The sequence below is a fragment of the Gillisia limnaea DSM 15749 genome (assembly GCF_000243235.1).
Taxonomy (GTDB): Bacteria; Bacteroidota; Bacteroidia; order Flavobacteriales; family Flavobacteriaceae; genus Gillisia; species Gillisia limnaea.
In genome coordinates this window covers 121,779-142,068 of record NZ_JH594606.1, presented here as the reverse complement: position 1 = coordinate 142,068, position 20,290 = coordinate 121,779, and the positions used below count along the sequence as shown (strand labels likewise).

Annotated in this window: 20 protein-coding genes; 9 read left to right on the top strand and 11 right to left on the bottom strand. The window is 37.8% G+C overall.

The window, feature by feature from the left end; translation table 11 throughout:
• Positions 1-14: 14 nt before the first annotated feature.
• Both GILLI_RS02475 and xerD read right to left on the bottom strand, forming a co-directional pair.
• Positions 15-962 carry an aldo/keto reductase gene (locus GILLI_RS02475; RefSeq protein ID WP_006987546.1) on the bottom strand — a complete coding sequence of 316 codons (948 nt, stop codon included), beginning with the start codon at positions 960-962 and terminating at the stop codon, positions 15-17.
• A 73-nt stretch (positions 963-1,035) separates the two neighbouring features.
• Entirely contained in the window at positions 1,036-1,938 is a 903-nt protein-coding gene (xerD, locus tag GILLI_RS02470; RefSeq protein WP_006987545.1) for a site-specific tyrosine recombinase XerD, read from the bottom strand.
• Positions 1,939-2,051: 113 nt separating this feature from the next.
• Between xerD and GILLI_RS02465 the strand changes: the two genes are divergently transcribed.
• The 5 genes from GILLI_RS02465 to GILLI_RS02445 all read left to right on the top strand — a co-directional run bounded on the left by GILLI_RS02465 (position 2,052) and on the right by GILLI_RS02445 (position 5,428).
• Complete coding sequence (locus tag GILLI_RS02465; RefSeq protein ID WP_006987544.1) at positions 2,052-2,681, top strand: porin family protein; 630 nt, start codon at positions 2,052-2,054, stop codon at positions 2,679-2,681.
• A gap of 203 nt (positions 2,682-2,884) precedes the next feature.
• Positions 2,885-3,469 (top strand): porin family protein, encoded by a 585-nt coding sequence (locus tag GILLI_RS02460; RefSeq protein WP_006987543.1) that lies wholly within the window; start codon positions 2,885-2,887, stop codon positions 3,467-3,469.
• Positions 3,470-3,593: 124 nt separating this feature from the next.
• Positions 3,594-4,088, top strand: coding sequence for a hypothetical protein (locus GILLI_RS02455; RefSeq protein ID WP_006987542.1), 495 nt, complete (start codon positions 3,594-3,596; stop codon positions 4,086-4,088).
• A gap of 193 nt (positions 4,089-4,281) precedes the next feature.
• Positions 4,282-4,701, top strand: coding sequence for a type II 3-dehydroquinate dehydratase (locus tag GILLI_RS02450; RefSeq protein WP_006987541.1), 420 nt, complete (start codon positions 4,282-4,284; stop codon positions 4,699-4,701).
• 1 nt (position 4,702) lies between these two features.
• A complete protein-coding gene (locus GILLI_RS02445; protein WP_006987540.1) occupies positions 4,703-5,428 on the top strand; it encodes a Dph6-related ATP pyrophosphatase in 726 nt (241 codons plus the stop codon).
• 221 nt (positions 5,429-5,649) lie between these two features.
• On the opposite strand, the gene lpdA is transcribed toward GILLI_RS02445, so the two are convergent.
• The 5 genes from lpdA to GILLI_RS02420 all read right to left on the bottom strand — a co-directional run bounded on the left by lpdA (position 5,650) and on the right by GILLI_RS02420 (position 9,556).
• Positions 5,650-7,041 carry a dihydrolipoyl dehydrogenase gene (gene lpdA / locus GILLI_RS02440; protein WP_006987539.1) on the bottom strand — a complete coding sequence of 464 codons (1,392 nt, stop codon included), beginning with the start codon at positions 7,039-7,041 and terminating at the stop codon, positions 5,650-5,652.
• 166 nt (positions 7,042-7,207) lie between these two features.
• Positions 7,208-7,756: a collagen-like triple helix repeat-containing protein gene (locus GILLI_RS02435; protein WP_006987538.1), complete on the bottom strand. Its 549-nt coding sequence runs from the start codon at positions 7,754-7,756 to the stop codon at positions 7,208-7,210.
• Positions 7,757-7,772: 16 nt separating this feature from the next.
• Positions 7,773-8,168 carry a peptide-methionine (R)-S-oxide reductase MsrB gene (msrB, locus tag GILLI_RS02430; RefSeq protein ID WP_006987537.1) on the bottom strand — a complete coding sequence of 132 codons (396 nt, stop codon included), beginning with the start codon at positions 8,166-8,168 and terminating at the stop codon, positions 7,773-7,775.
• A gap of 3 nt (positions 8,169-8,171) precedes the next feature.
• Positions 8,172-8,660 (bottom strand): peptide-methionine (R)-S-oxide reductase MsrB, encoded by a 489-nt coding sequence (gene msrB, locus GILLI_RS02425; RefSeq protein WP_040506351.1) that lies wholly within the window; start codon positions 8,658-8,660, stop codon positions 8,172-8,174.
• Positions 8,661-8,686: 26 nt separating this feature from the next.
• A complete protein-coding gene (locus GILLI_RS02420) occupies positions 8,687-9,556 on the bottom strand; it encodes an alpha/beta hydrolase (RefSeq protein ID WP_006987535.1) in 870 nt (289 codons plus the stop codon).
• A gap of 176 nt (positions 9,557-9,732) precedes the next feature.
• Here GILLI_RS02420 and GILLI_RS02415 point away from each other — a divergent pair, with 176 nt between their 5' ends.
• The 3 genes from GILLI_RS02415 (at position 9,733) to GILLI_RS02405 (ending at position 14,147) form a co-directional block, all read left to right on the top strand.
• Positions 9,733-10,554 carry a M48 family metallopeptidase gene (locus GILLI_RS02415; RefSeq protein WP_006987534.1) on the top strand — a complete coding sequence of 274 codons (822 nt, stop codon included), beginning with the start codon at positions 9,733-9,735 and terminating at the stop codon, positions 10,552-10,554.
• Between the two features lie 62 nt (positions 10,555-10,616).
• Positions 10,617-11,942 carry an MFS transporter gene (locus GILLI_RS02410; protein WP_006987533.1) on the top strand — a complete coding sequence of 442 codons (1,326 nt, stop codon included), beginning with the start codon at positions 10,617-10,619 and terminating at the stop codon, positions 11,940-11,942.
• A gap of 165 nt (positions 11,943-12,107) precedes the next feature.
• Positions 12,108-14,147 (top strand): kojibiose hydrolase, encoded by a 2,040-nt coding sequence (locus GILLI_RS02405; protein WP_006987532.1) that lies wholly within the window; start codon positions 12,108-12,110, stop codon positions 14,145-14,147.
• Positions 14,148-14,301: 154 nt separating this feature from the next.
• Here GILLI_RS02405 and GILLI_RS02400 read toward each other — a convergent pair whose 3' ends face one another.
• Genes GILLI_RS02400 through GILLI_RS02385 form a run of 4 tightly spaced genes read right to left on the bottom strand, consistent with a single transcriptional unit; the run spans position 14,302 to position 17,249 of the window.
• Complete coding sequence (locus GILLI_RS02400) at positions 14,302-15,033, bottom strand: head GIN domain-containing protein (RefSeq protein ID WP_006987531.1); 732 nt, start codon at positions 15,031-15,033, stop codon at positions 14,302-14,304.
• Positions 15,034-15,057: 24 nt separating this feature from the next.
• Positions 15,058-16,161, bottom strand: a complete 1,104-nt coding sequence (locus GILLI_RS02395) for a hypothetical protein (RefSeq protein WP_006987530.1) — start codon at positions 16,159-16,161, stop codon at positions 15,058-15,060.
• Positions 16,142-16,699: a hypothetical protein gene (locus GILLI_RS02390; RefSeq protein WP_006987529.1), complete on the bottom strand. Its 558-nt coding sequence runs from the start codon at positions 16,697-16,699 to the stop codon at positions 16,142-16,144. Before GILLI_RS02390 ends, GILLI_RS02395 begins: the two co-directional genes overlap by 20 nt.
• Positions 16,689-17,249, bottom strand: coding sequence for an RNA polymerase sigma factor (locus tag GILLI_RS02385; RefSeq protein WP_006987528.1), 561 nt, complete (start codon positions 17,247-17,249; stop codon positions 16,689-16,691). The genes GILLI_RS02390 and GILLI_RS02385 overlap by 11 nt, the downstream gene beginning before the upstream one ends.
• Before the next feature lie 216 nt (positions 17,250-17,465).
• Here GILLI_RS02385 and lon point away from each other — a divergent pair, with 216 nt between their 5' ends.
• Positions 17,466-19,916, top strand: coding sequence for an endopeptidase La (gene lon, locus GILLI_RS02380; RefSeq protein ID WP_006987527.1), 2,451 nt, complete (start codon positions 17,466-17,468; stop codon positions 19,914-19,916).
• The last annotated feature ends 374 nt before the right edge of the window (positions 19,917-20,290 follow it).

The window sequence follows — 20,290 nt, the reverse complement described above, 5'->3', positions numbered from 1 at the left end:
ATTTTTACCAAAAGCTATTCATCATAGATGTTTTCATAACTGTTGCCTTTTGTTACAAAGAATTCGCCCGTAACATACCTAAAATGTTCGTCTAAATTTGCAATTTTTTTGAGATCATCTTCATTTAAATTCACTCCTGCACTTTGCATATTCTCTATAATCCTGTCTTTATGAACAGATTTTGGAATTACTGCCGTACCCCGCAAGATACTCCATTTAATAAGTACCTGTGCTGGGGATGCACCGTGTTTTTTTGCGATTTGATTAATGACTTTATTTTCCAACAAGGAAGGTTCATTTGCGGCTTTCATAGCCTGGCTTCTATCGCTACTGCCAAGGGGAGAATAAGCCGTTAGATGAATGTTATGCTTACTGCAAAATTCGAGCATCTCATTTTGTTGTAAATAGGGATGTAATTCTATTTGGTTCAATTCCGGTATTTCATCGGTTTCCTCGATAAGATCTTCCAGCTTAGGAATGCTAAAATTCGACACCCCTGCATTCCGTATCATATTAAGAGCTTTTGCTTCCAGCATCATTTTCCAGGTTTCACCAATTGGAGCCTCCTCAAGGGAAAGATAATCCTCATCTTTTTCCGGAAAAGCCACACCTTGCTTAAATGCAACCGGCCAGTGAATGAGGTAAAGATCCAGATAATTCAATTGTAGATCCTTTAATGTTTTTTCAAGCGCGGGAATGACATCCTTTTTTAAATGAGAGTCATTCCAAAGTTTTGAAGTGATCCATAGATCTTCCCGTTTCACTTTCCCTTCTTCAAAGATTTCGGCCAGGGCTTCGCCAATTTCAGCTTCATTTCCATAAGTTGCGGCGCAGTCTATATGCCGGTACCCATTTTCTATAGCAGTCTTTACCGCTTTTCCCACTTCTCCTTTTTCCGATTTCCAGGTTCCAAGGCCAATAATTGGCATTTCATCACCATTTTTAAAACTTAAAACTTTCATGTATATTAATTTTCCATTAAGGTACTATGGATGATTTTCATTAAAAAATAAAGTGGATGTTTTTAGCACAATTTTAGTAGTTCCGTCTGGGATGGAAATCTAAAATCACCTTTTGGAGGTGACTTTTATCCACGTGCATGTAAATTTCGGTAGTGGTGATGCTTTCGTGGCCTAACATCTGTTGGATAGCCCTAAGATCGGCTCCATTCTCAAGTAAATGGGTGGCAAAAGAGTGACGGAATGTGTGCGGACTGATATTCTTCTGAAAATTTGCAGCTTTAGAAAGATTTTTAACGATCGTAAAGATCATCGCCCGGGTTAGCATATTACCTCTTCGGTTTAAAAATAAGACATCTGAAGCATTTTTTTTGAAAGGAACTTCTCCTCTGGAATTTTCAAGATATTGAGAAATTAAAGTCTGTGTTATATCACCAATCGGCACAAAACGTTGCTTGTCACCTTTTCCTGTTACTTTGATGAAACCTTCTTTAAAAAAGAGATCTGATATTTTTAAATTAATCAATTCAGAAACCCGCAAGCCACACCCATACAGTGTTTCCAGAATGGCCTTGTTGCGTTCCCCTTCTTTCTTATTGAGGTCAATAGTGTCTATAAGCTCATCTATTTCTACAGTGGAGAGCGTATCCGGAAGCTTTCTGCCAATTTTAGGGGTTTCTATAAGTTCCATAGGATTGCTTTCCCGGTAGCCTTCAAAAACCATATAATTAAAAAAACTTTTCAGTCCTGAAATAATCCTGGATTGCGACCGTGCATTTAAAATTTTAGCCACTTCATATATAAACTGCTGAAGGGTTTCTACTGAAATTTTGGTAGGGGAAACCACGATTGAATTGGTTTCTAAATAGTTGATAAGTTTTGAAATGTCCAAACAGTAATTACTGACGGAATTCCCGGAAAGACCGCGTTCTATCAATAAATAATTTTTGAAATCCTTTTTCGCTTGTTGCCAGGTCATACTGAAAGTTATTAACAATTTTTAAAATCAGTATTAGTAATACTTTATGCTTGCATAACATTTTCTTAACAAATGTAAGCCTAATTTTGATCCCGAACTTAAAAACATAAGAAATGAAAAAGTCAATTTTTGTTATAGCAATTGCGTTATTTGGTTTTGCTCAAATGAATGCTCAGGAGTATGTCGTTTTTGGAGCGAAAGGAGGAGTTAACTTTTCAACCTTTTCAGGTGATGGACAAAACGCTTTTAATGATCCTGATGGAAGAACCTCTTTTAATTTAGGTCTTTTAGCAGAAATACCGGTGAGCGATAGATTCTCTGTACAACCCGAAGTTCTTTATTCCGGACAGGGATATGATATTTCAGAAAGGAGTAATGGTAATGATATTGAATATCAACTGGATTATATCAATATTCCGGTCTTAGCTAAATTTTATGTAACCGATGGCTTTGCGTTGGAAGCAGGACCACAAGTTGGATTTTTAGTAAACAGTGAAATTGATTATAATCCTTCCAGTACCAATGATAATAATTCAATTTCATTGAGTGAAGATCAATTTAACACTGTCGATTTTAGTGTTGCATTAGGAGCTTCTTACAAGTTTCAAGGTGGATTTTTTGTAAATGGAAGGTATAATATTGGTTTAACCGATATTTATGATGACAGTTTTGCAAACAATATTTTTTCCGGAGCAGATGCAAAACATTCTGTTGTTCAGGCAGGAATAGGATTTATGTTTTAATCTGGAATATTTATAAGAAATGAAAGGTGCAGGAAAATTCCTGCACCTTTTTTTTTTGAATATTTTAAGGATATTTTATAATAAAATAAGAAAAAAAAGGGGTGTAAGTTAAGTCTCACACCTTTTTTTAACTAAACAGCCAAAAGCTTTAACAATTTTTTTACATTTGGCAAAATTAATCGATAAACACTAAATTTTATTAAATGAAAAAATCAGTTCTTTTTTTGGTAGTTGCTTTGATGGCCCTACCGGCATTACAGGCTCAGGAATTCTTTAGAATTGGAGCTAAGGTAGGGTTAAACTTTGCAAATCTTACTGGTGACGCAGAGGATGCCGAAATGCTTACTAGTTTCCATTTGGGACTTGTAGCAGAGATTCCTATATCGGAAAAATTTTATTTTGGACCAGAGGTTTTATATTCCATACAAGGTGCAAGTTTTAGCGATGATGAATTCGATGTAGATGCTGAGTTTAGACTTGATTATATTCAAATCCCTTTGATGGCCAGATATTATGTATCTGAAGGATTCAGTTTAGAAGCTGGACCTCAAATTGGATTTTTAACTTCTTCCGAAGTTGAAACGGAGGAAATAGGAATTGATGCCAAAGATTATTTTTCTAGTTTTGATTATGGTTTAAATTTTGGTTTAGGATATAAACTTCCTGGGGGGATTTTTTTTCAAGGCCGTTATAATCTTGGTTTAGCCAACGTTCTAGATTCCGATGAATTTGGTGATGATGAAGCAAAGAACTCTGTAATTCAACTATCTGTTGGGTATATGTTCTAATTGTTCTAAGATTTCAAAAGGTTTTTAAAGCGGGGGTTATCTTCCGCTTTTTTATGTACTTCTGTTTTAAATGTTCTAAAAATGTGTATCTTTAAGATACACAACCAATTAAATAGTTAAAAACATGAAAAAATTATTATTTATTTTACTAATTATGCTCTTTACCATTTCTTCGGCTTTTTCACAGAGCAATTTTAAAATTGGAGTAAATGCCGGTATTCCCGTAGGGGATGTAGAAGAGTTTACAACTTTTCAATTAGGGTTTGACATCGCGTATTTTTATCCTGTGTCCGATTTATTTAGCGTGGGTGCGCTGGCAGGATATTCGCGTTATTTTGGGGATGATATTTCCACATCGTTTGGAACTATTGAAGTAGATGATATTTCATTTCTCCCAATCGCGGCCTCAGCACGTTTCGGTTTTGAAAATTCCTTATTCGTGGGTGGAGACCTTGGGTATGCGGTAGGTCTTGACGATGGAAATGATGGTGGTTTTTATTACAGGCCAAAAGTGGGCTATGAATTGGGGCCACTGGCAATTATAGCTTCTTTTTCGGGGATTAGCGCCGATGGGGGAGATGTTTCCTCGGTTAATCTTGGAGTGGAATTTGGTTTTTAAGTCACCAAAAATTTTTTGATCTTAAAAACGGGGAACGGAATGTTTCCCGTTTTTTATTCTTTATGTTCTGCACTGGTGTGCATTTTCTCCTTCCCGGTTAAACAAACCAATACTATTTTAATTTCCTGATCTCTTCTGTAGAAGTGATGATCCTCTGCTTTTTTTATGACTTAAAATTAAATATCTTTAGACGATGAAACTACTTATTATCAATGGTCCCAATTTAAATTTACTGGGAACACGCGAGCCGGACACTTATGGAAAGGAAAGTTTTGAAGATTATTTTTCAAAACTTCAGTTCAAATTCCGCGAAACCGAATTATCCTATTACCAAAGCAATATTGAGGGGGAGCTCATTGATCGCCTTCAGCAGGCCGATATGGAATTTGACGGGGTAATCCTTAATGCTGCAGCTTATACCCATACATCAATCGGGATAGGAGATGCGGTGAAAGCAATTGGAATCCCCGTGGTTGAAGTTCATATCTCTAATACATTTTCCCGGGAACAGTTTCGCCATAAGTCATATATTTCTGCAAATGCAAAAGGGATCATTATTGGTTTTGGTCTTTCCAGCTATGACCTGGCGATCAACAGCTTCTTAATTAAATAGAATGCAAAAAGCCTATCTTAACTGGAGTAGTGGAAAGGATGCTGCTTATTCTTTATATAAACTTCAGCAGGAAAATACATTGAGGGTTGAGAAATTGGTAACAACTCTTAATTCTGAGGTAGACAGGGTTTCTATGCATGGATTGCGAAAGGAACTCTTAATATTACAGGCTAAAAGTATTGGACTTCCAATTGATATTATAGCACTGGAAGGAAATGTTTCTATGCAAAGCTATAATTCGAAAATGCATAGCGCGGTTTCAAAACTCTTAGGAGAAGGGTTTACTCACAGTGTTTTTGGAGATATCTTTTTAGAGGACCTTAAGGAATACAGAGAAGAACAACTAGCCAGGGTAGGAATACAAGCGGTTTTTCCACTTTGGAAACAAAATACTCATCAGCTCATTTCTGATTTTATCGATTCGGGATTTAAGGCCATTACAGTTTGTGTAAATGCAAAAGTGCTGGATCGTTCATTCTGCGGGAGAATAATAGATCAAAAATTTGTTGAAGATTTACCGTCCGGTGTTGATCCCTGTGGCGAAAATGGGGAATTTCACACCTTTGTATTTGATGGGCCAATATTCAAAAATCCAATTGAATTTGAAAAAGGGGAAATCGTTCAAAGATCCTATAATGCGCGGGAAGATGAAGAAGACAATTGCTTTACAGATGATGTGAAATCTTGGGACACCAGCTTTTGGTATTGCGACCTTATCCCTAGATAATATTAAAAAATAATGCCCCACAAAAACCTTGCAGGGCAATTATATCTTTTTGAAATTTCGCCTAACGCCTAACGCCTAACGCCTAACGCCTAACGCCTAACGCCTAACGCCTAACGCCTAACGCCTAACGCCTAACGCCTAACGCCTAACGCCTAACGCCTAACGCCTAACGCCTAACGCCTAACGCCTAACGCCTAACGCCTAACGCCTAACGCCTGGCATTACAAATGAATAACCTCATCATATGCAGCCGCGACAGCTTCCATAACCGCTTCACTCATTGTTGGGTGAGGGTGAATGGTTTTTAAGACTTCATGACCTGTAGTTTCAAGTTTACGACCCAAAACAGCTTCAGCAATCATATCGGTTACTCCGGCACCAATCATATGGCAACCTAACCATTCGCCATATTTAGCATCAAAAATCACTTTTACAAAACCATCAGGAGTACCTGCAGCTTTTGCTTTTCCGGAAGCAGAGAAAGGGAATTTTCCAATTTTCAACTCATATCCGGCTTCTTTTGCTTGCTTTTCCGTCATTCCAACAGATGCAATTTCTGGGGATGCATAGGTACATCCGGGGATATTGCCGTAGTCTATAGGTTCTACATGCATTCCTTTAATCTTTTCAACACAGGTAATTCCTTCCGCAGAAGCTACGTGAGCAAGGGCAGGACCGGCCACTACGTCTCCAATAGCATAAATGCCATCAACATTGGTTTGGTACCATTCGTTTACAAGAATTTTATCTTTATCGGTTTTAATTCCTAATTCCTCAAGTCCGATATTTTCTATATTCGTTTTAATCCCAACAGCAGAAAGCACGATATCAGCTTCCAGAGATACTTCTCCTTTTGCGGTTTTCACCTTAGCTTTTACTCCTTTTCCCGAAGTATCCACACTTTCAACAGATGAATTCGTCATTACTTTGATACCTGCTTTTTTGAAGCTGCGTTCAAATTGTTTAGAGATTTCCTCATCCTCCAAAGGAACCAAATTAGGCAGGAACTCTACAACGGTAACCTCGGTTCCCATAGCGTTGTAAAAATGTGCGAACTCAACTCCAATTGCTCCGGAACCAACCACGATCATAGATTTTGGTTGTTCTTTTAAGGTCATCGCTTCCCGGTAACCAATCACTTTTTTTCCATCCTGTTTCAGGCTCGGCAATTCACGTGATCGCGCTCCTGTGGCAATAATGATGCTATCTGCAGAATAGTCTGTGGTTTTATCGTTTTTATCTGTTACAGTAACTTTCTTTCCGGCTTTCAACTTTCCAAAACCTTTAATGACGTCAATTTTATTTTTTTTCATTAAAAATTCTACTCCCTTGCTCATTCCCTCAGCTACATTTCTGCTTCGTTTTACCACTGCAGAGAAATCTTTATCGGCTTTTTCCAAAGTAAGTCCGTAATCTTCAGCGTGTTTTAGGTAGTCAAAAACCTGCGCACTTTTTAAAAGCGCTTTGGTTGGAATACATCCCCAGTTAAGGCAAACCCCACCCAGGCTTTCTTTTTCTATAATAGCGGTTTTAAAACCTAATTGTGAAGCGCGTATGGCAGTAACATATCCTCCCGGGCCGCTTCCTAAAACAATGATATCGTATTTACTCATTTCCTGAATTTTTTGTAACAGTTTAAGAAGTTGCGAATTTAAGGAATAATAGCCTAAACTAAAAGTCTTTGAAACTTAAGAATAGGGTAGATGTGGATTATAAAATAAAAAAAGGCTTATTCCAGTTTTGAAATAAGCCTTTAAGAACAAATGTTCGAATTTGTTTTTAGATTTTCTTTTTTCTGATATTTTTTTGCTCAATATCCAGAGCGTTTATTACAGCTTTCATATTAGACATATCAACTCCTGAAGTTCGTGCGAATTCTGCAGGAACTACAACAATCCTTAAAACCTGATTATTTCTAAAACTGGTATCCAGAGTTCCAAAATCGGCAACCGTTCCGTCTAAAAAAATCAGGACACTAAAAAATGTAAAATCGTAATTATACTGAAGAACTTCATCTCCTATATAATAAGTTTGAGGTAACATTCTAAAAACTTCTACAGGAGCTCCATCTGCGGTACCATCTTCTCCGGTTTTGAGGTAAACAAGCACAACATCCGATTCAAATACTTCAATTCCTTCCTCGGTAAAATCAAGGGATAAGGAATACTCATTGGAAGCTGTAAAATCACCAACAATATCTATCACTTGTCCCAATGGACCCGGTGCTCCTTCAGGGCCTTGTGGTCCTTGTGGCCCAACTGCTCCGTCATCACTACATGATGTTAATGCGAATGCAGAAACAAATAATAAGGTTATAATCTTTTTCATAATATTTAGATTTAGGTTATTTTTTAAATTCTATACTGGCCGAATTCACACAATAGCGTTGTCCGGTTTGGGTAGGGCCATCGTCAAAAACATGTCCTAAGTGACTTCCACAATTAGCACATAAAATTTCTGTTCGTTCCATTCCAAAGGTTTTATCCTTAATATATTCAACAGTTCCTTCAATTGATTCATCAAAACTAGGCCATCCGCAACCGCTTTCAAATTTGCTGTTTGCTTCAAATAGTTTAGCATCACACGCTGCACATCTATAATCTCCATTTTCATCAAAATGTAGGTTATATTTCCCTGTATGAGGTGCTTCGGTTCCTTTTTGTCTTAAAACCCGGAATTGTTCTTCAGAAAGTTGTTCTTTCCATTCAGCTTCCGACCTTTCTGTACTATATTTTTTCATTATTTATATTTTTGAATCAGGAATAAATTTCATTGCTACTCCATTCATACAATATCTTTTTCCGGTTGTTGCTCTTGGGCCGTCATCAAAAACATGACCTAAATGCCCGCCACAGTCGGCACAATGAATTTCATCCCGTTGATATCCCAGTTTGGTATCAGATCCATAGGCTACGCCACCTTCTATAGGACGGTCAAAACTTGGCCAACCGGTTCCACTTTCAAATTTATGTTCGGTTTTAAACACTTCATTTCCGCAGGCGGCACAAACAAAAGTTCCCGGTTCCTCGACATTGTTCAATTCACTGGAAAAGGGTCTTTCGGTACCAGACTTTCTTAACACCTCAAATTCCTGAGGAGTCAAAATTTCTTTCCATTCTGCCTCGGTTTTGGTTATGGGATATTCAGAGGTAGTTTTGAATTCTTTTTTTTGGGCATTGCCGTTGCAACTAAAAATAACCATTACAACGAGTGACATAAATACTTTTTTCATCTCTTTTTATTACAAAATTACAAATATTATGCCATGACGAATGTTGTGATTTTGTTAATAACCTCCAGATTTCCTAATACCTTCCGATGACCAAGACCTTCAGTTAAGAATAATTCACTGTTTGCCAACTTTTCTGAAATCTCATAGGCTGAACTTACAGCTACATCTACATCGTCTTTATCATGTACCACCAAAGTTGGGACATTCACGCTTTCAGCAGATAAGGCTCCGGAATAAACATCCATATCTTTCCCGAATTTTTTATCGAAATAGGATTTCATTTTTTCGGCAACCGAATCGTTTAATTTCATGTTCCGGGCAAATTCCTTTGTAATATGGGTAACACTATTTGCAGTTCCTATAATTACAAGGTTTTTAAGATAAAACCCTTCCTTTACCGCTCTTAATAATGACATTCCTCCTAAAGAATGGCCAATGGCGCTATCAAATGGTCCATAATCCTTGGCTATTTCATGAATGGATTCAATAAAATAGGGCATCATACTTATTCTACCGGGAGCCTTTCCGTGAGCAGGAGCATCAAAACTTATAACAGTATACCCTTTATCAACCAATTGGGTAGCCAATACAGCCATTTGGGTGCCGCGACCACTCCATCCATGCACCAGAAGTACTTTTTTAGATCCTTCTCCATATTTATATACTATAATATTTCTATGGATTGCCGGCACAAGAATTTGTCTTTGCTCGGCCTTTTCATCCATTTCTTTTTCCCTTTCAGGCAAAGGATATTTGAAAGGTGTTAAAAACAATTGTGCAGCAAATCGACTTGCAAGAAATGGGGAGAGTTTGGTTAATATTTTTCCTGTACTCAAAATGTATTGAGGGGTTAATAATACCTGAACAGGTGTTTTATCTTTTTTAGATTTAGTCATATTTTATATAAACCCGCAAGTTAGGAATTTGAAGCTAATCAAGCCGCAACTCTTAGTATCTATAGAGATAATAAAAACGGCAAGATTTTTGGAAACTAGAAACTGTTAAAGCAAGCATAAACATATACAATCCACAAGTGTGGTTTTGTACTTTTATCCATCTAAAACCAAAAATTATGAGAATTAGAAATTTATTTATAGGAATGTTTGCCGTGCTTGTAATGGCTGGTTGCAAAACCAATCCCTTTACCGGAGAAAAGAATTTGAATTTTGTTTCGAATGAACAACTATTCCCTATGGCTTTTCAGCAGTATGACCAATTCTTAAGCGAAAACAAGGTTGTAACCGGTACATCAGAGGCTCAAATGTTAAAGAATGTAGGGCAAAAGATCGTAACAGCATCTGAAAGGTATTTAAACGCAAACGGATTTCAAGGTTATTTAAATGGCTATGCATGGGAATTTAACCTTGTTCAGGATGAAGCTGTTAATGCCTGGGCGATGCCAGGTGGAAAGATTGTATTTTATACCGGTATTTTACCTGTCGCAAAAGATGAAACCGGGGTTGCGGCAATTATGGCTCACGAGGTAGCCCACGCACTTGCAGATCACGGAGCACAACGTATGAGTGCTGGACAATTACAGCAGTTGGTTGGTGTTGCCGGAAGTGTAGCATTAAGCGGAAAAAGCGAACAAACCCAGCAAATTTTTGCTCAGGCATATGGCTTGGGATCTCAGGTTGGGGTAATGCTTCCATTTAGCAGAAGTCACGAGACTGAAGCCGATAGAATTGGTCTTACTTTAATGGCAATTGCCGGATATGATCCTGCAGAAGCTGCCGATTTATGGAGAAGAATGGCCGCCCAAAGTAGTGGGCAGGCACCACCAGAATTTTTAAGTACACACCCTGCTTCTTCCACCAGGATCGCCAATATTACCAAATGGGCTCCGGAAGCAAAAGCCGAAGCGAAAAAATACGGAGTAACTTCCTTTAAATAGTATTTAAAAAATATATTTTATAAAAGCTGCTCATAATGGGCAGCTTTTTCTATTTTTAAGAAATGAAAAATCTCCCCAAAGGAAGTAAAAAGTTATTGAATGCCTGGGCCTTTTATGACTGGGCAAATTCGGTTTACAGTTTGGTTATTGCCTCTGCCATATTTCCAATTTTTTATGGAGCTATTACCATTTTAAAGGATGAGGATGGAGCGATTATTAAAGATACCATTGATTTTCTGGGTTATTCTATAAACAATGATTCTTTGATAAGTTATGTTACCGCATTGGCTTTTTTGGTGGTTTCCTTAATTAGTCCATTGCTTTCAGGGATAGCAGATTATGTAGGAAACAAGAAATTATTTTTAAAATTTTTCTGTTACCTGGGAGCTGTTTCCTGCATTGGATTATTCTGGTTCAATCTCGAATATCTTTGGTTTGGTTTGTTGTGTTATTTCCTGGCTTTGATTGGCTTTTGGTCAAGTTTGGTTTTTTATAACTCGTATTTACCGGATATCGCCTATCCCAATCAACAGGATAATATAAGTGCTAAAGGTTTTTCCCTGGGGTATATTGGGAGTGTTATTTTACTTATACTTTGCTTGATAATGATCCTTAAATACGACTGGTTTGGTTTTGAGGATGAAGGCTTTCCTACCAGGCTTTCCTTTGTTTTAACAGGGGTTTGGTGGATAGGATTTAGCCAGTACACCTACTATTATTTGCCAAAGGGAAATAAACAACAGAAAATGGCCAAAAATGTACTGTTTAATGGCTTTAAGGAGCTTAAACTTATCTATAATTCTCTTACCCATCAATTGATTCTAAAGCGCTATTTGGTTGCTTTCTTCACCTACAGTATGGCTGTTCAAACCATAATGCTGGTCGCCACTTATTTTGGGATTGAAGAATTGGATTGGGGAGAGCAGGATGCAACCACCGGATTGATCGTAAGTATATTGCTTATCCAATTGGTCGCCGTCGCGGGCGCTACCTTAACATCTAAAACCGCTTTAAAAATTGGCAATATCAGGACCTTGATTATTTTGAATTTATTCTGGATCGCAATATGTGTTTATGCTTATTTTATAACAACTCCTTTTCAGTTTTATTTTGCCGCTGCCGGAGTGGGACTTATAATGGGGGGAACCCAGGCTTTATCCCGTTCTACATATTCTAAAATGCTACCCGAGGGCACCCCGGATACGACCAGTTATTTTAGCTTTTACGATGTTTCTGAAAAAATAGGGATTGTAATAGGGATGGTTTTATATGGAATTGTGGCACAATTAACGGGAAGCGTTCGAAATGCTATTATATTTTTAGTGCTATTTTTTATTGCAGGGGTGGTCTTATTATCAAGAATTCCCTTAAATTCAGCTAAAAATTAAATTGGGTGTTTTGCAAATGCAATTATCCTCAAAACAAGAAATACCTTAAACATTGAAAATACCAAAATTAACGTACTATGAAATGAGCATAACGCGAATACGATACAAACACCGATGAAGATATGCGAATTGCATATGCCAATTAAAAACAATAAATATCTAAATATGAAAAATAAATACTTTTTGATCCTCATCTTTTTTTCCACAACGCTTTGGAGTCAGTCGCCAAAGAACCCTTGGTCCATTTCCAGCGGAAAAGTGGACGCCTACACCGGAATTGTTGCGGCAAACGGCCGAATTGGGATCTTGCCGGAAGACAAACCTTTTGAGGTGCGTTCTATTATTTTAAATAATGTGTATGACAAGGAATCCCCGCTTGGAGTGAGTAAAATCTTAGTAGGAATGAACTTTGGGAACCTGGAAATGGAAATTGACGGGGAGAAGATTACCGAAAATAATGTTTCCAACTGGATGCAAACCTTGAACATGAAAGAAGCAGCTTTTACAACATCCTTTGATTTTAAGGATAAAGCGCAAATTTCATATACCATTTATGCACTTCGGAATGTTCAATATACCGGATACATAGATTTTAAGGTGCAGGCTAAAACCGATATTACTATTAAGGTAACCGGCAAAATCCAGACACCGGAAGAATATCTGGATCCAATAAGCACCTTCAGGATACTGGAGGATCTGGAAACTACCATGCCTATACTTCAAACTGTTGCAAAAAGTCGCTTCGGGAAACATACCGTTGCAACTTCAGCAACTTTTATATGGCATGACATTAATTCTACAAGGGAGAATCAGCGTCCGGAACTAACCCATAGCAGTGTTTCAGAATATGATACCCGGTTATCTTTTCAGAAAAAAATAGAAAAAGGCCAAACGAGTGAATTTGCGTGGACAGCTGCGCAGGCAACCACTCAGGATTTTGTAGATCCTCAATCCGAATCGGAGCGTTTTGTGATCTTCAATTTATTAACACCACGAAAAGACCTTTTGGATGAACATAGAAAATTATGGGAAGAACTTTGGGAAGGAGATATTATTATTGAAGGCGATCTACAATCTCAATTGGACGTTCGCCTTGCACTTTACCATTTATATGCATTTTCAAGGGGGGATTCGGACTTAAGTATTGCTCCTATGGGGTTATCTTCACAAAATTACAATGGTCATATTTTTTGGGATACCGAATTGTGGATGTTTCCTCCCCTTTTATTGCTAAACCAGGATATTGCAAGATCTCTTGTAAATTATAGGTCAGATAGACTGGAAAAGGCGAAACAAAAAGCGATCAATTTTGGTTATAAAGGGGCTATGTTTCCCTGGGAAAGTGATGACACAGGGGAAGAGGCTACTCCGGCCTGGGCCTTAACAGGGACTTTTGAACATCATATTACCGCCGATGTTGCTATCGCCTTCTGGGATTATTACAGAGTTACTAAAAATAAGGAATGGCTAAAAGAAAAGGGATTTCCTGTTATAAAGGAGATTGCCGATTTTTGGGTGAGTCGCAGTACACGAAACCCCGATGGTAGTTATTCCATCAAAAATGTTGTGGGCGCCAATGAATTTTTAGCCAATGTAGATGATAATGCATTTACAAACGGATCGGCTATTACCGCTTTAAGATATGCGGTTTTGGGAGCTAAAGAAGTTGGGGCAGAAGTAGATCCCCAATGGGTTGAAGTTGCAGATAATATAGTTATTCACAAATTTCCCGATGGAACCACAAAGGAAAACCGGACGTATAATGGTGAAATTATAAAACAGGCAGATGTGAATTTGCTTACCTATCCTTTAGATGTTGTATCAGATAAGGAAACGGTTTTAAAAGATCTTAAATATTATGAACCAAAATTATCTCCGGTAGGTCCTGCCATGGGGAAATCGGTATTTGCAGTGATCTATGCGCGTTTAGGAGATCATTCCGAAGCTTACAGATTGTTCAAGGAAAGTTATGAGCCTAATAAAAGGCCTCCGTTTGGGGCCCTGGCCGAGGCAGCAAACAGTGATAATCCCTATTTCGCAACCGGGGCAGGTGGAATGCTTCAGGTAGTGCTTTTTGGTTTTGGAGGATTGCACATTACCGAAAACGGCATTGAACAGAATAATGAGGTCTTGCCTAAGGAATGGAAATCCTTAACACTGAAAGGGATTGGTCCTGAGAAAAAAACCTATGTAATCAAACAATAGCTTTTAAAAAGCTGAATAATAAAAAACTTCGGTAATTCCTTGTTAAGGATTTACCGAAGTTTTTTTATTCCCAAGATTGGAACTAATTCCCTGATGTATCTAACTATTTTACAATCACTAAAACCGTCCAAAACAACCGAAAATTTTTCTGCATCTAATTTGAGGAGATGGATCCCGAACCTGAAGTTTTAAAATCTTGCTTTTTTGGATTTCCATTATATTGTATATCTCCTGAACCGGAAACGCGTGCTTTTAGCGATTCAGTTACTGTTACATCCACATCTCCAGATCCTGAAATGCTTACTTCCGCGTTTGTAGTCCTGAGATCAAAGGCCTCAAAATCTCCGGATCCTGTAACTGTACAGGAAAAATTTTCAGCAGTTCCTTTTAATTGAGTATTTCCTGAACCGGTTATAGCGCTGTTTAAATCTCTAACGTTTAAATTCAGTTTTAAATTTCCAGAGCCGGTTAGCCGGGTTTCAAAACTGCGATCTTTGATTTGATCTAAATTTATTATATCGCCGGAACCTGTTATTGAAACTCCTTCTATTTCTTCAAATGGAACAATTACTTTGATCCCACGATTTCCGGAAGGGGATAGGGAAACACCTTTTTCTACAGAGATTTTAAGAACTCCGTTGCTAACTTCGGTGGTGATATATTCCTGCAAATTGCTTTCTGCTTCTATTTTTAATGCACCTTCTTTTCCCGATATGAGTTCCACGTCCATAGAACCTACCAATGTTACTTTATCGTAATTGGAAACCTTTCGGTTTTGCGTAACCATTTCTCCATTGCCTTTTATTCTTTCATTTTTCCACCATTGGGCGTTTGCTGTGCTTATAGTTAATAATAATGCTGCGAGTATTAAGATTGTTCTTTTCATGATGTTTTAATTTATTGATGATTATTATTTTTGTTTAAATGTTATCCCGGCGTAATTGGATTTTACCGTTATAGTACTGCTTGTTGAATTGTTTAGGTGATATCCAGCGTAACTTTTATTCGTTGAAGTTTGGTTTTGTTTATCTACCTCAAAATTTTCCATTCCATTCACACTTCCGTATGAGGTATTTACAGTAAACTGAAACGGATGATCTTCGGCATACCCTATCTTAACTCCGGCATAATCTGTCGTGATTTTGATAGCTCCGGCTCCTTTAATCACTTTGTCTATTTCCAGATTTCCATAATCCAGATCTAATTCTGCCGACTGGAACACTTGTCCTAGTTTTACGCTTATATAATCCCCGGTACCAACAATTCTTTTCAGCTTTTCCACATTCATACTGCCATAATCTGCGGAGAATTGGATCAATTCTACTTTCTTGATATGCGACTTTGTATAATCGGCATTGATATTCAGGGTTTTAGCTTCACCTATTGTAAAGTTAGAATAATCTGCATTTATGATGGCTTTGTTTATATAATCAAAATGACTGTTTCTGGAATAGTCAAAATTGATGTTATTGCTTGTTCCAAGTAATTCTCCAATAGCTATCCTTCCATAATCGCAGCTTATCTTAGAATTACCTTTCAGTTTATCGATGAAAATATTCCCGTATTCATTGTTAAGGTCGACATTATTTGTAACCGGCGCTTTTATGATGTAATTAATTTCCATATTGACATTAGAGTTATTGCCGAACAACATATTCCAAAAGGAGTTGCTCTCTTTTGAAAAATGTGTTATGGCACTCACCCCTGCAGAAGTTTGATTGAATTCAATCCTGATGTCATCCAGTTTTTGCTGTACCTTTTCTTCATCGTTTCCGTTGGTCTTAATAAAAACCTCAATGCTTACCGTATTTTGATCCCAGGTGGAAATATCAATATTCCCGTAGCTGTTGTTAATTTTTAAAATGGCATCTGCAGCGACACTGAATTTTTTGGAGATCTTTTTCTCTTTTGTATGTCTTCCTTCAATGTCACTGTTATGCCCGGGATTGTTGCAAAAAGCGATTGTAGGGCTTAATACAATTAAAAATACCAGTTTATATATAGTTGTTTTCATTTTTAGGGTTTTTAAGTTGATTTATTTCTTCTATTTTTGATAATACGTTGTTCAAAATATCGATACGCTGCTGGAGGTTGGAAACCATCGCAAAGATTACCCGTTTATCCTGGCCGCTTTTAACCAGATCTTTCTTTAATTTTTCATAATCCAGGTCCAGCTTTTCCATTTGGGCCAGAGCATCCTTAACAATAGCTTCAGTTTCGGGCGATTTCAAATCGTTTAGCCTGGCAAGCTCTGTTTTGATGAGGCTGGCATAAAACAGCTGGGTTTCTTTCATTTCCGGAGATACATTTGCCAGGTCCCCGGGATTATTTGTGATTCCAAAACCGGTCAAATTCCCCGCAAGCATTATAATCAATAGCAATCCTGCTGCTACGGCTAAAATAGGAGTCCAAAGCGCTCTTAATTTCCCATTATTTGAATGAGGACTTTGCTCTCTAAGTTTTTCTAAAAACCGTTCCTGATGTCCGAGTGCAGGTTCTGCGATATCAAGATCCTGATTTCTGAAAAGGTTTTCTATATCTTTAATTTCCATAGTGTAGTAATTTTGTTCGCAAGCTTTCTTTAGCTCTTGATATGGTGGTCCTGCAATTTGCAGGAGTTATATCAAGTACTTCACAAATCTCATCATAATCATATCCTTCAATGAGATGCAAGCTTAACATGATCCTGTAATTTTCTTTTAGTTCCTTCATCGCAAGGAGGATTTGTTGCACCTGGGCATTCTTTGTGTTTTCCTCCAGATCTATTCCATCCTCTTCCTGTAGTTCATTCTTGAATTGATCCTGATAAGAAACCTCTGTATACTTTGATTTTTTATTAAACGAATTAATACTTAAATTCACAACGATTTTTTTTAACCAGGCACCAAAAGTGGATTTCTCTTCAAAGGTGTGAAGTTTTGAGAATGCTTTTATAAAAGCTTCCTGCATCACATCTTCAGCTTCGGGAGCATCATTCACAATTCTTAGTGCTGTGTTGTACATTGCTTTATAATACTTGTTATAAATTTCCAGCTGTGCCCGCTGCTCACCTTGGCGGCAACGTGCTACTAAATCGTCTGAATAATTGATGGTTGTTGTCAAAAAATAAACCTTTGCTCTATTATAAAGATATGTGTGATTTTAATTTGTTACAGTTTCAGTAAAAAATATTTTTGTTAGCCCTGCTGGCACAGGAATTGAATTGAGTACTGGTAATAGAGCCTTTAATGCACTACCTTTAGGAAATGCTGAAGAAACTCAAGGTTTTAGAAAGATAATAATAAATAACTGTTGTGACAGTTTGACTTAAAATAATATATGGCTAAATCAAAATTAATGAATATGGACAGTTTGTCATTTCAGGGAATCGATGAAGATGCAGAGTTAATTCCCCTCATGACTCCCGAAGATGAAGAAGAAATAAATAAGGAGGAACTTCCTGAAGTTTTACCAATTTTACCACTAAGAAACACCGTATTATTCCCTGGTGTTGTAATTCCTATTACAGCGGGGAGGGATACCTCTATTAAACTTATCAATGATGCCAATAATGGCAGCAAAGTTATTGGAGTAGTGGCTCAAAAGGATGAGGAAGTGGAAAATCCGGAACCTAAGGATATTCATCAAACCGGTGTTGTAGCCCGGATTTTGAGGGTTCTAAAAATGCCTGACGGGAATACCACCGTGATCATCCAGGGTAAAAAACGTTTTGAGATTAATGAAGTGATCTCTGAAAAACCCTATTTAACAGCATCGATTAAAGAAGTTTCAGAGTTAAGACCGGAAGCAAAAAATCCTGAATTTGATGCGATTATTGATTCAATAAAAGATCTTGCCTTACAAATTATAAAAGGAAGTCCAAACATTCCTTCGGAAGCTTCTTTCGCTATAAAAAATATTGAAAGTCCTTCCTTTTTGATCAATTTTGTTTCTTCCAACATGAATCTTAGCGTTGCGGAAAAACAAGAATTGCTGGAAACCAACGATCTAAAAGACCGGGCGCTTGCTACATTGAAATATATGAATGTGGAGTTCCAGAAACTGGAATTGAAAAATGATATCCAGAGCAAGGTGCAAAGCGATATGAGCCAGCAGCAACGCGAATATTTTCTACATCAGCAAATGAAAACCATACAGGAAGAACTTGGAGGGGTTTCTCAGGAAGATGAAATGGAGGAAATGAAGGCTCGCGGTAAGAAAAAGAAATGGAATGAGACCGTAAAGAAGCATTTTAACAAGGAACTTTCCAAGATGCAGCGCATGAATCCGCAGGTTGCAGAATATTCTATTCAAAGAAATTATCTGGACTTATTTCTGGATCTTCCCTGGGATGAATTCAGCAAAGATAAATTTGATCTAAAAAGGGCGCAACGTATTTTAGACCGGGATCATTACGGGCTGGAAGATGTAAAAGAGCGAATTATTGAATATCTCGCGGTTTTAAAACTTCGGAATGATATGAAATCTCCAATTTTATGCCTTTACGGACCTCCCGGGGTTGGAAAAACATCTTTGGGTAAGTCTGTGGCTGAAGCATTGGGCCGCGAATACGTTCGAATTTCTTTAGGTGGATTACGGGATGAAGCTGAAATACGCGGACATCGAAAAACCTACATAGGAGCCATGCCGGGAAGGATCATTCAAAGTTTAAAAAAGGCAGGAACAAGCAATCCTGTTTTTGTGCTGGATGAGATAGATAAACTGGCCAGCGGAAATCAGGGAGATCCGTCTTCAGCATTGCTGGAAGTTCTGGATCCTGAACAAAACAGTGAATTTCACGATAATTTCCTTGAAATGGGATTTGATCTTTCCAAGGTGATGTTCATAGCTACGGCAAATACATTGAATTCTATTCAGCCTGCATTAAGGGACCGAATGGAAATAATCAATGTTACCGGATATACCACCGAAGAAAAAATAGAAATTGCAAAACAGCATTTGTTGCCTAAGCAGTTAAAAGAACACGGCTTAACTAAAGAACATTTGAAAATAGGAAAAGCTCAGTTGGAAAAGATCATTGAAGGATATACCAGAGAGTCCGGAGTTCGAATCCTTGAAAAACAAATAGCAAAAATGGTACGCTATGCTGCCAAAAACATTGCTATGGATGAAGCATACCATATCAAGATAAGCAATCAGGATGTGGTTGATGTTTTGAAGAGTCCAAGATTGGAACGCGATAAATATGAAAGCAACGATGTTGCGGGAGTGGTTACAGGACTTGCCTGGACACAGGTAGGAGGTGATATCCTTTTTATTGAATCTATTTTATCCAAAGGAAAAGGCACCCTTAATATTACCGGGAATTTAGGTAAGGTGATGAAAGAATCGGCTACCATAGCCCTGGAATACATAAAATCCAATGCAGAATCCTTTGGGATTAATCCAGATATATTTGGAAATTACAATGTTCACATTCACGTACCGGAAGGAGCAACACCAAAAGACGGTCCAAGCGCAGGGGTTACCATGTTAACCTCGCTTATCTCTTTATTTACACAGAGAAAAGTGAAGAAAAATCTGGCTATGACCGGGGAGATTACATTACGCGGAAAAGTGCTACCGGTAGGAGGTATCAAAGAGAAGATCCTGGCAGCTAAACGCGCCAGAATTACAGAGATCATTCTTTGTGTAGAGAACGAACGTGATATTAAAGAAATAAAAGCAGAATATCTATCGGGACTTACGTTCCATTACGTAAATGATATGGATGAGGTAATAAAGCTTGCTCTCACCGATGAAAAGGTGAAGAACGCAAAGACACTGTAGAAGAATACCAACCCCGGCTTTTGTCGGGGTTTTTTATATTTTGTTGTGAGCCCTTTCATTACTTCTATTAGAGCAGCCTAGCCTTGCTAAAAATAATTGCTTTCGGCCGTTGTATTTAATCCCTCATTGAGGGTTTAATTCCCCGGGGTTTGCATCGAGTTTTTAAAAATATTTTCCAATTCATACCTTATGCGCCTGCCCGTACCGTTCTGGCGGGCTTGCCCCGAGGTTCTTGATTCCTCTTCAATCCTAAGTTACCATCCATTTAAACAAGTCATTTTTATGACTTCAGTTTTATCCTACAATACTGTTTTTAAAACTACATTTGTGCTTCAAAAATTAAGTAATGGGTTTCTGCTAATTACCCGATAGGA